The organism is Microbacterium laevaniformans (assembly GCF_016907555.1).
Classification (GTDB): Bacteria; Actinomycetota; Actinomycetes; order Actinomycetales; family Microbacteriaceae; genus Microbacterium; species Microbacterium laevaniformans.
Genome location: NZ_JAFBCE010000001.1, coordinates 615,964 through 628,384 on the forward strand (window position 1 = coordinate 615,964; position 12,421 = coordinate 628,384).

The 12,421-nt window shown below is 70.0% G+C and carries 8 protein-coding genes; 5 read left to right on the forward strand and 3 right to left on the reverse strand.

Going from position 1 to position 12,421, the window contains the following annotated elements; genetic code table 11:
• Positions 1-5 precede the first annotated feature (5 nt).
• On the reverse strand, positions 6-3,713 hold the full coding sequence (locus JOE53_RS02770; protein WP_204948158.1) for a multifunctional oxoglutarate decarboxylase/oxoglutarate dehydrogenase thiamine pyrophosphate-binding subunit/dihydrolipoyllysine-residue succinyltransferase subunit: 3,708 nt from the start codon (positions 3,711-3,713) through the stop codon (positions 6-8).
• Between the two features lie 122 nt (positions 3,714-3,835).
• Between JOE53_RS02770 and guaB1 the strand changes: the two genes are divergently transcribed.
• A complete protein-coding gene (gene guaB1, locus JOE53_RS02775) occupies positions 3,836-5,293 on the forward strand; it encodes a GMP reductase (RefSeq protein WP_204946726.1) in 1,458 nt (485 codons plus the stop codon).
• Positions 5,294-5,388: 95 nt separating this feature from the next.
• On the opposite strand, the gene JOE53_RS14645 is transcribed toward guaB1, so the two are convergent.
• Positions 5,389-6,363 (reverse strand): hypothetical protein, encoded by a 975-nt coding sequence (locus tag JOE53_RS14645; protein WP_233449466.1) that lies wholly within the window; start codon positions 6,361-6,363, stop codon positions 5,389-5,391.
• Positions 6,364-6,672: 309 nt separating this feature from the next.
• Here JOE53_RS14645 and JOE53_RS02785 point away from each other — a divergent pair, with 309 nt between their 5' ends.
• Both JOE53_RS02785 and JOE53_RS02790 read left to right on the forward strand, forming a co-directional pair.
• Positions 6,673-8,016, forward strand: a complete 1,344-nt coding sequence (locus JOE53_RS02785; protein WP_204946727.1) for a hemolysin family protein — start codon at positions 6,673-6,675, stop codon at positions 8,014-8,016.
• Positions 8,013-9,068 carry a hemolysin family protein gene (locus tag JOE53_RS02790; RefSeq protein WP_005048345.1) on the forward strand — a complete coding sequence of 352 codons (1,056 nt, stop codon included), beginning with the start codon at positions 8,013-8,015 and terminating at the stop codon, positions 9,066-9,068. The genes JOE53_RS02785 and JOE53_RS02790 overlap by 4 nt, the downstream gene beginning before the upstream one ends.
• Before the next feature lie 70 nt (positions 9,069-9,138).
• On the opposite strand, the gene JOE53_RS02795 is transcribed toward JOE53_RS02790, so the two are convergent.
• Positions 9,139-10,215 (reverse strand): NADH:flavin oxidoreductase/NADH oxidase, encoded by a 1,077-nt coding sequence (locus JOE53_RS02795; RefSeq protein WP_204946728.1) that lies wholly within the window; start codon positions 10,213-10,215, stop codon positions 9,139-9,141.
• A gap of 96 nt (positions 10,216-10,311) precedes the next feature.
• On the opposite strand from JOE53_RS02795, the gene JOE53_RS02800 reads away from it, so the two are divergent.
• Both JOE53_RS02800 and JOE53_RS02805 read left to right on the forward strand, forming a co-directional pair.
• Positions 10,312-11,142: an ADP-dependent NAD(P)H-hydrate dehydratase gene (locus JOE53_RS02800; protein WP_204946729.1), complete on the forward strand. Its 831-nt coding sequence runs from the start codon at positions 10,312-10,314 to the stop codon at positions 11,140-11,142.
• Between the two features lie 23 nt (positions 11,143-11,165).
• Complete coding sequence (locus tag JOE53_RS02805; protein WP_233449467.1) at positions 11,166-12,413, forward strand: glycosyltransferase 87 family protein; 1,248 nt, start codon at positions 11,166-11,168, stop codon at positions 12,411-12,413.
• Positions 12,414-12,421 lie beyond the last annotated feature (8 nt).

Consider the following 12,421-nt stretch of genomic DNA (forward strand, 5'->3'; position numbering starts at 1 on the left):
TCAGGTCAGACGGTGAGAGCCTTCTCGAGGATCGCGGCCTGCTCGCGCGCGTGCACCTTCGGTGAGCCGGTCGCGGTGGAGGCGGCGGCGGCGCGGGACACGCGGCGGATCGTGCGTCCGTGCAGGTGCTTGACGACCTCGAGCGCGATGAACGGCCAGGCGCCCTGGTTCTCGGGCTCGTCCTGCACCCAGACCAGCTGGGCGTTCGGGTAGCGGTCGATCACGGCGTTCAGCTGATCGATCGGAGCCGGGTACAGCTGCTCGAGACGGACGAGAGCGACCTGCGGGTTCGGCTTCTTGTCGAGCTCGGCCTTGAGGTCCCAGTGGATCTTGCCCGAGTGCAGCAGCACCTTGGCGACCGCCGACGGGTCGAGGTTGCGATCGTCGTCCAGCACGGGCTCGAACCGTCCGGTGGTGAAGGCCTCGACGGGACTCGTCGCTCCGCGAAGGCGCAGCATCGCCTTGGGGGTGAACACGATCAGGGGACGACGGGGACGGGCGTACGCCTGGCGGCGCAGCAGGTGGAAGTACGACGCCGGGGTCGAGGGTCGCGCAACGGTCATGTTCTCCTGCGCGCACATCTGCAGGTAGCGCTCGATGCGGGCGGAGGAGTGGTCGGGACCCTGACCCTCGTAGCCGTGGGGGAGCAGCAGCACGACGCTCGACTGCTGGCCCCATTTCTGGTCGGCCGCGGAGATGTACTCGTCGATGACCGACTGGGCGCCGTTCGCGAAATCGCCGAACTGCGCCTCCCACAGGGTGAGGGTGTCGGGACGCTCGACGGAGTACCCGTACTCGAACGCCATCGCCGCATACTCGCTGAGAAGGGAGTCGTAGACGTAGAACCGGCCCTGGCTCTCGGACAGGTTCGCCAGCGGCAGCCACTCTTGTCCGTTCGCCCGGTCGTGGAGCACGGCGTGGCGCTGGACGAACGTTCCGCGGCGGGCGTCCTGGCCTGCCAGGCGCACGTTCGTGCCTTCCATCAGCACCGACCCGAAGGCCAGCAGTTCGCCGAAGCCCCAGTCGATCTGACCGTTGCGGCTCATGTCGAGGCGCTTCTCGAGCAGCTGCTGCAGCTTGTTGTGCACCGTGAAGCCGTCGGGCTTGTTGACGAACGCGTCGCCGATCTGGTGCACGACCTCGGTCGAGACGCCGGTCGTCTCGGGCTCACCGACGGCCTGCTCCACGCCGCCCGTGACGGCGGGGGAGACGATGCCGGTCGCGCCGGTCTCGGCGGCGTGGGTCTCGGCGAACGCGATCTCGAGGCGGTTCTGGAAGTCCTGCTTGGCCTTCTCGTACTCTTCCTCGGTGATGTCGCCGCGACCGACGAGCGACTCGGTGTAGAGCCGGCGCACGGAGCGCTTCGCCTCGATGAGGTTTGTCATCAGCGGCTGCGTCATCGACGGGTCGTCGCCCTCGTTGTGTCCGCGGCGGCGGTAGCAGACGAGGTCGATGACGACATCGCGGTTGAACTCCTGGCGGTACGCGACGGCGAGCTCGGCGACGCGGACCACGGCTTCGGGGTCGTCGCCGTTCACGTGGAAGATCGGCGCCTGGATGGTCTTGGCGACATCGGTCGCATAGACCGAGGTGCGGCCGTCCTGGGGCAGCGTCGTGAAGCCGACCTGGTTGTTGACGACCACATGCACGGTGCCGCCCGTGCGGTATCCGCGCAGCTGCGACATCTGCAGCGTCTCGACGACGACGCCCTGCCCGGCGAAGGCCGCGTCGCCGTGGACGAGGATCGGCAGCCAGGAGAACGAGCCGATCGGCATGCGGTCCTGCTTGGCGCGGACGATGCCCTCCAGCACGCCGTCGACCGTCTCGAGGTGCGACGGGTTGGCGGCCAGGTACACCGGCAGCTCCTCACCGGCATCCGACACGAACGTGCCCTGCGTACCGAGGTGGTACTTGACGTCACCGGAGCCGCTCTTCGAGCCGATCGCGACGGAGCCCTCGAACTCGCGGAAGATCTGGCTGTAGGTCTTTCCGGCGATGTTGGTCAGGACGTTCAGGCGCCCACGGTGCGCCATGCCGATGGCGGCGCCGTCGAGACCCGCGCCCGCTGCCCCCTGCAGGATCTGATCCAGCAGTGGGATGAGCGACTCGCCGCCCTCGAGGCTGAAGCGCTTCTGGCCGACGTACTTCGTCTGCAGGAACGTCTCGAAGGCCTCGGCCTGGTTGAGCTTGTCGAGGATGCGCAGCTGCTCGTCATGGCTCGGCTTCTGGTACTTGACCTCGACGTTGTCCTGGAACCACTTGCGCTGGGCCGGGTCCTGGATGTGCATGTACTCGACGCCGGTCGTGCGGCAGTAGGAGTCGCGGAGCACGCCGAGGATGTCGCGGAGCTTCATGAGCCTTCTGCCGCCGAAACCTCCCGTGACGAACTCGCGGTCGAGGTCCCAGAAGGTGAGGCCGTGGTTCTCGATCTCGAGGTCGGGGTGCGTGCGCTGAACGTACTCGAGGGGATCCGTGTCGGCCATGAGGTGGCCGCGGACGCGGTAGGAGTTGATGAGCTCCTGCACGCGGGCGGTCTTGTCGACGCGCTCGGCGATGTCGACGTTGATGTCGCCGGCCCAGTGGATCGGGGCGTACGGAATGCGCAGGGCCGCGAAGATGCCCTCGTAGAAGCCGCGCTGACCGGTGAGCAGCTCGTGCACGATCTTCAGGAACTCGCCCGAGCCCGCGCCCTGGATGACGCGGTGGTCGTACGTGCTGGTCAGCGTGATCGTCTTGCCGATGCCGAGCTCGACGAGGGTCTTCTCGCTCGAGCCCTGGAACTCGGCCGGGTACTCGAGGGCGCCCGCGCCGACGATGCAGCCCTGTCCCTTCATGAGGCGCGGCACGGAGTGGACCGTCCCGATGCCGCCGGGATTGGTCAGCGAGATCGTGGTGCCCTGGAAGTCGGCCGCCGTCAGCTTGTTGCCGCGGGCGCGCTTGACGAGGTCCTCGTAGGCAGCGAGGTACTCGCCGAAGGTGAGCGATTCGGCCTGCTTGATCGAGGGGACCATCAGCGCGCGCGAGCCGTCGGGCTTGGGTAGATCGATCGCGATGCCGAGGTTGATGTGCGCCGGCGCGACGACGGAGGGCTTGCCGTCGATCTCGGCGTAGGACACGTTCTGGCTGGGGAAGGCCTTGAGGGCTTGGATCAGGGCCCAGCCGATGAGGTGCGTGAAGCTCACCTTGCCGCCGCGGGTGCGCGACATGTGGTTGTTGATCACGATGCGGTTGTCGATCATGAGCTTCGCCGGCACGGTGCGCACGCTCGTCGCGGTGGGCACGGTCAGCGACTCGTCCATGTTCGCGGCAAGAGTCTTCGGCATGCCGCGCAGCGGTGTCACGACGTCCTCGCGGGCGGCGGGAGCCGGCGTCGGCTCGGTGCTCGGCGCCTGCGCCGGCACAGGCTGCGGGGAGGCGGGGCGGGCCGTCGTGCGGGCGACCGGCTGGGCGCCGACGACCGGGATCGGTGCCGTCATCGGGCGCGGCTCGGCGGCCGCCGCCGGCGACGCGGCGGGAGCGGGCGCGGCGGGAGCGGTGGGAGCGGGCGCAGCATCCTTCTGAGTCTTCTCGTACGCCTCAAGCACAGGCCACCACGCCCGGTCGACCGAGTCGCGATCCTTCGCGAACTGGTCGTACATCTCGGCGACGAGCCATTCGTTGGCCCCGAATTCGCCGTCGCTCGAAGTTCCCACGCCGGTCACCTGACTGGACACGGTTGCGCCTGCTTTCATCGATGAACTTCAGATCGTGCGAGGCCCGCTGCCGTGTATGGCGCGGCCCACACGCACACGTTCATCAAGGGTATCCCAGGTTTTCTGTCGGTACCGTGGGAGTCATGCAGTTCTCCGGCGCACAGCCCACCGTCGACCTCACGTACTCGGACGTCTTCCTCGTGCCGCGACGATCCGGTGTGACCAGCCGCCTGGACGTCGATCTGTCGCCCCGCGACGGGACCTCGGCGACGATCCCGCTCGTCGCCTCCAACATGAACTCCGTCACCGGACCGCGTCTGGCCGCCGCCCTCGCCCGACGCGGAGGGCTCGGTGTGCTGCCGCAGGACATGCCGCTGCAGGAGATCGACACGGCGATCCGCTGGGTCAAGGACCAGCCCGTGCGGTGGGACACCCCGCTCGTGCTCGGCGCCGATGCGACCGTCTCCCAGGCGGCGGCGCTGCTGCCCGCGACCGAGGGCCACGGCATCGTCGTCGTCTCCGGAGACCTCACGCAGGTGCACGTCGACGACATCCTGGGCGTCGTCCCGGCGACGCGGCTGGGCACGGCCCTGCCCGACGCCCGCCTGGGTGACCTCACCCGCGGTCGCGGTGTCTCGATCGACGCCGACGACGTCACCGACGCCCGCCACGCCTTCGATCTGCTCGTCGCCGCGGATGCCGAGACCGTGTGCGTCCTGCATCACGGCTACCTCGTCGGCACCCTCTCGCAGCGCACCGCGCTGCGCTCGACGCTCTACCGGCCCGCGGTCGACGCGCACGGTCGGCTGATCGCCGCGGCTGCGGTCGGCATCAACGGCGACGTCGCCGCGAAGGCGAAGGCGCTCGCCGCCGCCGGGGTTGACGTGCTCGTCGTCGACACCGCGCACGGCCACCAGGAGGGCATGCTGCGCGCCCTGCAGACCGTGTCGGGGCTCGGCCTCGGCATCCCCATCGCGGCCGGCAACATCGTGACGGCGGAAGGCGTGCACGACCTCGTCGGAGCCGGCGCGTCGATCCTGAAGGTCGGGGTGGGGCCCGGCGCGATGTGCACCACCCGCATGATGACGGCCGTCGGCCGCCCCCAGTTCTCCGCGGTGCTGGAGACCGCGCAGGCGGCGGCCGAGCTCGGGGCTCACGTCTGGGCCGACGGCGGCGTCCGCTATCCGCGCGATGTCGCGCTCGCCCTGGCGGCGGGGGCGGCATCGGTCATGATCGGCTCGTGGTTCGCCGGCACCATCGAAGCGCCCGGGCAGCTGCAGGTCGATGAGGGGGGCCGCGTCTACAAGGAGTCGTGGGGCATGGCGTCCACGAAGGCGGTCCAGGGGCGGTTCGGTCGGCTGGACGCCTACGAGCGTGCGCGCAAGGAGCTGTTCGCCGAGGGGATCTCGTCGTCGAAGATCTACCTCGATCCGCTGCGGCCGTCGGTCGAGGACCTCGTCGACATGATCACCTCGGGCGTGCGCTCGTCGTTCACCTACGCGGGGGCGTCGACCGTCCCCGAATTCCATGAGCGTGCCACGGTGGGACTGCAATCCGCAGCCGGCTACGAAGAGGGCAAGGCCCTGCCTGTCAGCTGGTGACAGCCCGCGGCATCCACTCCCGCTCGCGCGGCCGAAATCGGCTCGCGCTGCGTTGATTTGAGGAGCGGATGCCGATATCGGCAGCGCGAGCGCGGTCAGCGCAACACCGGATCGCGGGAGTGGGGCCGCGGTTTGATGCTGCGCAGGCCATCGGCGGTGAGGATGTCGTAGACGCGTTGCGGGCGGTCGGCGTCGGTGGCTTCGAGGCGCGAGAACCCGCGCACCTCGCGGCGGATCTCGTTCTCACGGTTCTTCTCGTCGATGACGATGGCCGCAGGCGTCCGCCCCGCCGTGTATTCGGGACTGAGATACTTCCCGCGCCCGTCGATCTCGAGCCAGTGATCGGCATCCGGGAAGTACAGATCGCCGTACACCAGCCGGCCGCTGCGCAGCACCCGCCGCTCCTGCAACCGCGTCGGCGGAAACCCGAGCGCCGCCACCAGCAGCCGCACGTGGGTCTCACGGACGTTTGCCGACAGCGGCGCCGACGATGCGAGCGCACGGCGCGCACGAGCATCGCCCCGCACGGGCCTCTCGTCGTCGAGGAGCGCTTCGATCTCGGCCGCCGTCGTGAGCGCTCCTCCGGCGCGTCCGGTCCACAACGCCTGATCGATCGCCGTCACTGCGCGCAGGAACGGCAGCAGACGGGCGATATCCAGCGCGGTCTGGGCGGGAGTGGTGATCCGGTGGCGCCCGAACGGCACCGACATCCGTCCATCGCGCCCGAGCGCTCGCCGAGTGATCGCTCCTCCAGAGCGACCGCCCGTGGCGCGGTCGACGGTCACCTCGACCCGCGTCGGCCAGGCGCCGAGCACATCGATGCCCCACACGGCCGCCGCTGCGAAATGCGAGACGAGCGCGGGAGCGCGTACCCGCGCCATCACCTCCTGGACCCGAAGGCAGTGCTGCGCCACGGGGGCCAGCTGCCGCCAGTCGGCGCCCATGACGAAAGCCCCCGGCGCGACGCGCACCCAGGTGCCGTCCGCCAGCATCCGCCGTGCGCGCCGATCGTCCAGCGGTTCGTGCAGTTCACGTCGGCGCAGAACCGCGATGCCCACAGAAGCCGTCATGTGTCGACCCTCGCAGGCGCCGACGCCCCGGCATCCATGCCGACCGGACCCCGTGGACACCCGCGCCCGCAGCCCTGCCGGGGGAGGAGGCTGTGTGCTCCCTCTCGCGCGGTCGAAATCGGCTCGCGTGGCGTCGATTTCGGGCGCCGATGCCGATTTCGGCAGCGGCTGCCCGGTGGATGCCGAGTGGCGGCATCCAGCCCCGACACGGGCCGGGTGCCGTAAACTTCTTCGCACCATGGACGACCCTCCCAGTTGCAGACGATCGCCCCACCGACCCTCCCCGAGCATGATCGGGGGTGACGTGTGATGGAACTCGTCATGCTGGGCGTGGGGCTCCTGCTCACCATCGGAACCGGACTTTTCGTCGCGAGCGAGTTCGCGCTCGTCAACCTCGACCGCGCCGACCTCGAGGCCCGCCAGGCGGCCGGGGAATCGCGGTTGTCGCTGACCATCAGCGCGTTGCGGATCACCTCGACGCACCTGTCCAGCGCGCAGCTCGGCATCACGCTGACCACCCTGCTCACCGGCTACACGATGGAACCGGCCCTCACCACCCTGCTCAGCCCCGTGCTGACGGCGTGGGGCGTTCCCGACGCGGTGGTTCGCGTCGTCGCCACGACCGTCGCGATCGCCGTCGCCACGACGTTCTCCATGATCCTGGGTGAGCTCGTACCGAAGAACTTCGCGCTGGCCATCCCGCGTCAGACCGCGAAACTCGTCATGCCGTTCCAGGTCGCGTTCACCACGGTGTTCCGTCCTGCGATCACCGTCCTGAACGGTTCGGCCAACGGCATCCTGCGGGGGATGGGGATCGAACCCAAGGAGGAGCTTTCCGGAGCCCGCACGGCAGAAGAGCTCTCCAGCCTGGTGCGACGCTCGGCCAGTGCCGGTGTGCTGGAGGAGGACACCGCCTCGCTGCTGGATCGCACGCTCACCTTCGCGCGGCTGACGACCGCGGATGTCATGACGCCGCGTCCCAGCATCCATGCGGTCGCCGCCGGCGACAGTGTCGAGGACGTCATCCAGCTGGCCCGCCGCACGGGCCACAGTCGCTTCCCGGTGTTCGACGAGTCGATGGACGACATCACCGGCATCGTCCACCTCAAACAGGCCGTCAGCGTGCCGCGCGAGCGTCGCGGCGACGTTCCTGCGGCCGCCATCGCGGAAGAGCCGCTGCGAGTGCCCGAAGCCGTCCACCTCGACGCCGTCATGTCGGAGCTGCGCTCGCGCGGCTATCAGATGGCCGTCGTCGTCGACGAGTACGGCGGCACCGCCGGCGTGGTGACGCTGGAGGACCTCGTCGAGGAGATCGTCGGCGAGGTGCTCGACGAGCACGATCGCTCCCGCGCGGGCGTCGTGCGCGTGGCTGGGGCGGTGACGTTCCCGGCGGAGCTGCGTCCCGACGAAGTGCTCGATCGCACCGGCATCCGCGTGCCCGAGGCTGACGTGTACGACACCGTCGGCGGTTTCTTCATGTCGACGCTCGAGCGCATCCCCGTCGTCGGCGACCGCATCGAGCTGGAGGACGGCACGCTGGAGGTGCAGCGCATGGACGGCCGACGCGTCGACCGCGTCAAGTTCACACCCCACCCGTTGCCGGAGGGTGCCGAGGCGTCCGACGCGGCGAACGAGGCAGGTGAGGGTCGATGAGCGACTGGGCCGGAATCGCGTGGCTGGTCGTGCTGCTCGCGTTCAACGCGTTCTTCGTCGGCGCCGAGTTCGCCGTCATCTCCGCACGTCGATCGCAGATCGAGCCCCTGGCCGAGAAGGGCTCCAAGACCGCGGTGACCGCGCTGTACGCGATGGAGCACGCCACGCTGATGCTCGCGACGAGTCAACTCGGCATCACCATCTGCTCGCTGCTGATCCTGAACGTGTCGGAGCCGGCGATCCATCACCTCCTCGAAGTGCCGCTGGGGCTGACGGGCTGGAACGAGGCGGTCATCGGCGGCGTCGCGTTCGCCATCGCCCTGGTCCTCGTGTCGTATCTGCACGTCGTGTTCGGCGAGATGGTGCCGAAGAACCTCGCGTTCTCGCTCCCGGATCGGGCCGTGCTGATGCTGGCGACACCGCTGGTGTGGACCTCGAAGATCTTCTACCCGATCATCGTGGCGCTGAACTGGCTGGCTAACCACATCGTGCGCCTGTTCCGGGTCGAGCCGAGGAACGAGGCGGCGTCGACGTTCACCCTCGACGAGGTGGCCACGATCGTGAACCAGTCACGGATCGAGGGTGTGCTCGACGACGCTTCCGGTGCCGTGACGGCCGCGCTGGAGTTCACCGACAAGAAGGCGCGGGACGTCGCCGTGCCCCTGTCGGAGCTCGTGACGCTTCCCGAGACGACGACGCCCGACGAGATCGAGCGCGCCGTCGCCAAGCACGGTTTCTCGCGCTACGTGATCGTGGATGCCGAGGGCATCCCTCTCGGCTACGTCCACCTCAAGGACGTACTCCGCGCGGCTGAGGGCGCCGGCGCCGATGAGAAGGTCGCCGTGCCGATCAAGCCGAAGCGCATCCACCACATGGTGCCGGTCGCCGAGACGACCGACCTGGAGGATGCACTGGCCCTCATGCGCCGCACCAGCCGTCACCTCGCGCAGGTGCGCAACGCCCAGGGCGAGACGACGGCGGTGCTCTTCCTCGAGGACATCATCGAGGAGCTCGTCGGCGAAGTTCACGACGCGACGCGCCGGGGCTACTGAGTCGGAGCGGCGTTTCGACTCGGCCCCCGGTCGTTGAGCGAGCGGAGCGAGTCGAAACGCCCTTGCGTCCTCAGTGGGTCGCGGGGCGGGCGCGCAGGTACTGCGGCGGCCAGAGGCCGGCATCGGCCTCGCCGAGCTCCACCTGGGCGCGAAGGGCGAAGTGCGGGTCGCGCAGCCACTCTCGGCCCGCGAGGATCACATCGGCGTCGCCGGAGGCCAGGATCGCCTCTGCCTGTGCACCGGAGGTGATCTCGCCCACGGCGCTCACGGGCACGGCGCCGTCGCTGCGCACCTCGGCGGCGAGCGGTACCTGGTAGCCGGGGCCGATCGTGATGCGCTGGTGGGCGACGAGACCGCCGCTGGAGATGTCGAAGAAATCGACGCCGCGCGCGGCTGCCCATCCGGCGACGGTCGCCGTCTGCGCGGCATCCCAGCCGCCGTCGGCCCAGTCGGATGCCGAGAAGCGCACGAGAACCGCGGCATCTGGGGCGGCGCTGCGGACGGCGTCGACGACCTCCAGCAGCAGCCGGGCGCGGTTCTCCAGGCTGCCGCCGTACTCGTCCTCCCGGAGGTTCGAGAGCGGGGAGAGGAACTGGTGCAGCAGGTACCCGTGGGCCGCGTGGATCTCCAGCACGTCGAAGCCCGCGGCGACGGAGCGCTCCGCGGCGGCGGCGAACGCCTCGACGATGCGGCGGATGCCCGCGGCATCCAAGGCCTCCGGCGCCGCGAACCCGTCGTAGGCGATGGCGGAGGGGGCGAGCGTGGTCCATCCGCCGTCGGAGGCGGGGACGCTGCCGCGGCGCCCGGAGAACGGTGAGAAGGTCGAGGCCTTGCGCCCGGCGTGGGCCAGCTGCACGCCGGGAAGAGCTCCGCGGGCGCGGATCGCGGCAGCGATGGGCCTCCACGCGTCGCGCTGTTCGTCGTTCCAGAGGCCCACGTCCTCGGGGGAGATGCGTCCCTCGGGGGTCACCGCGGTCGCCTCGGCGATGACGACACCGGCGCCGCCGGACGCGAACTGGGCGAGGTGAACGTGATGCCAGTCGTTGGGCACACCGTCGGTCGCCGAGTACTGACACATCGGCGCGACCCAGAGGCGGTTGCGGACGGTGCGTCCGGCCAGTTCGTACGGGGTGAACAGCAGGCTCATGATGGCTCTCCGCGGGCTCGATGCGGGTGGGCGTTTCGACTCGGCGCTTTGCGCCTCGCTCAACGACCGGGGACGGGGACGGGTAGGGTGGCGCGCATGAGCGCACCCTCGCCGTGGACGGCGCCGGAGACGGCCACCTTCCTCAGGGTGCCAACGGCGAACGACGACAAGTATTCCCGTGGCGTGGTGGGCATGCGCACCGGGTCGGAGGAGTTTCCCGGAGCGGCTGTTCTGGGCGTCGAGGCCGCGTGGCGGACAGGGACGGGGATGGTGCGCTACCTCGGTCCGCGCCGGGCCACCGATCTCGTGCTCCAGCGTCGCCCCGAGACGGTGACGGCCGACGGGCGGGTGCAGGCGTGGGTGGTCGGCTCGGGCACGTCTCCCGCCACCCGCACCGCTGCCGAGACCGCGGCGGTGCGGACGATCCTCGCCGGTCAGGTGCCGGTCGTCGTCGATGCCGGCGCGCTGGATCTCGTCGTCGCGGCATCCGCCCTCACCGGGGATCGTGCGCCGCTGGTGCTGACGCCCCACGATCGCGAGCATGCCGCACTGCGCGATCGACTGGGTCTGGCCCCGGTAGGCGACCGGGAGCAGGCTGCCCTCGAGACGGCCGCCGTCACCGGCGCCGTCCTGCTGCTGAAGGGGGCCACGACGCTGATCGCAACGCCCTCGGGGACGCTGCGTTCGGTGACGGCGGGTGTCGCGTGGCTGGCGACGGCCGGCACGGGAGATGTCCTCGCCGGCATCCTGGGGGCGCTGGTGGCCGGAGCTCCGGATCGTCTTGCGGATGCCGCCGCCTGCGCGGCCTGGGTGCACGGGCGGGCGGGAGCTGCCGCGTCCGCCCGCCACGGCGGGGGTCCGCTGGTCGCTCTCGACGTGGCACGCGCGGTGTCGAGGGTCGTGGGCGAGCTCGTCTCGGAACGCTGAGGTCGCCTCCCTAGGATGGGGGGATGATGAGGCGGAGCGTGCTGTGGACCGCCTTCGCGATCGTTCACGTCGGTGTCGCCTGGCTCGGCTTCGTCCTGCCCAACGAACCGATGGGAGACGTCTACCGCGTCTACGAACCGTGGTCGACGAGCGCACTGCAGGGGCACGGCATCGTCGGCATCGACCAGTCGTGGGTGTATCCCCAGCTCGCGCTGCTGCCCATGCTGCTGGCGCACGCGTTCGCGTGGATCGCCGGTTACACCGTCGGCTGGGCGATCGTCGTGATCGCCGCGGATGCCGTCGCGTTCGCCGTCCTCATCGGGCGCGCCCGCTCGACGGGACGCGTGACGGCCGCATGGTTCTGGCTCGCCTACGTGGCGGTGCTCGGTCCGGTCGGGCTGTACCGGCTCGACGGGTTCACCGTGGCGCTGGCCGTGCTCGGGTGTCTCTGGCTCATCGGGCGTCCGTGGGCGGCGTCGGTGCTGCTGTCGGTCGCGACATGGATGAAGGTGTGGCCCGCCGCGGTGCTGGCCGCTGCGGTCGTCACGCTGCGTCGCCGCGGCGCGCTCGTGGGCGGTGCGGTGCTCGTGAGCGCGGCGACACTGCTCGCGGTCGGCGCTCTCGGCGGTGGGGCGCACGCCTTCGGCTTCATCGGCGATCAGACGACGCGCGGTCTCCAGGTGGAGGCGCCGGTCAGCATGCCGTACCTCTGGGGCGCTCTGCTCGGCATCCCGGGGTTCTGGGTGTATTACGACCAGCATCTGCTGACGTTCCAGGTCACCGGCACTCAGATCGATCCCGTGATCGCCGCGATGACTCCCGCGCTGGTCGTGGCGATGATGGTGGTCGCCGCCCTCGGCGTGTGGGCCGTGACGCGCGGCGTGCGGTACGCGACGCTGTTCCCGACGCTCTCGCTCGCCTTCGTTCTCGGGTTCATCGTCTTCAACAAGGTGGGCTCGCCGCAGTACCTGTGCTGGCTGGTGCCGTCGGTGGTGCTCGGGCTCGTCATCGATCGTCGCCGCTGGATGGCCCCGGCGTCGGTAGCGCTGTTCGCCGCGCTGCTCACGCAGCTCGTCTACCCGCTCACCTACAACGGCGTGCTCTCCCCGCAGCTCGTGCCGGTGAGTCTGCTGACCCTTCGCAACCTCGCGCTCTGTGCGATGTTCGTGTGGATGATCGTGCGCCTCGTGGCCATCGCCCGTCGTGCGCCCGCATCGGCCGCATCCGCACGCGCGCCCCGCGAGTCCGCCGCCGCCCCGCTCGTGCCCTGACCCCGTCG

What these genes read in the sequence shown, in the direction of transcription:
- JOE53_RS02800 (WP_204946729.1), top strand. Translation starts at nt 10,312, where the DNA reads ATGAGCGCACCCTCGCCGTGGACGGCGCCGGAGACGGCCACCTTCCTC.
- guaB1 (WP_204946726.1), top strand. Translation starts at nt 3,836, where the DNA reads ATGCAGTTCTCCGGCGCACAGCCCACCGTCGACCTCACGTACTCGGAC.
- JOE53_RS02785 (WP_204946727.1), top strand. Translation starts at nt 6,673, where the DNA reads ATGGAACTCGTCATGCTGGGCGTGGGGCTCCTGCTCACCATCGGAACC.
- JOE53_RS02790 (WP_005048345.1), top strand. Translation starts at nt 8,013, where the DNA reads ATGAGCGACTGGGCCGGAATCGCGTGGCTGGTCGTGCTGCTCGCGTTC.
- JOE53_RS02805 (WP_233449467.1), top strand. Translation starts at nt 11,166, where the DNA reads ATGATGAGGCGGAGCGTGCTGTGGACCGCCTTCGCGATCGTTCACGTC.
- JOE53_RS02795 (WP_204946728.1), bottom strand. Translation starts at nt 10,215, where the DNA reads ATGAGCCTGCTGTTCACCCCGTACGAACTGGCCGGACGCACCGTCCGC.
- JOE53_RS14645 (WP_233449466.1), bottom strand. Translation starts at nt 6,363, where the DNA reads ATGACGGCTTCTGTGGGCATCGCGGTTCTGCGCCGACGTGAACTGCAC.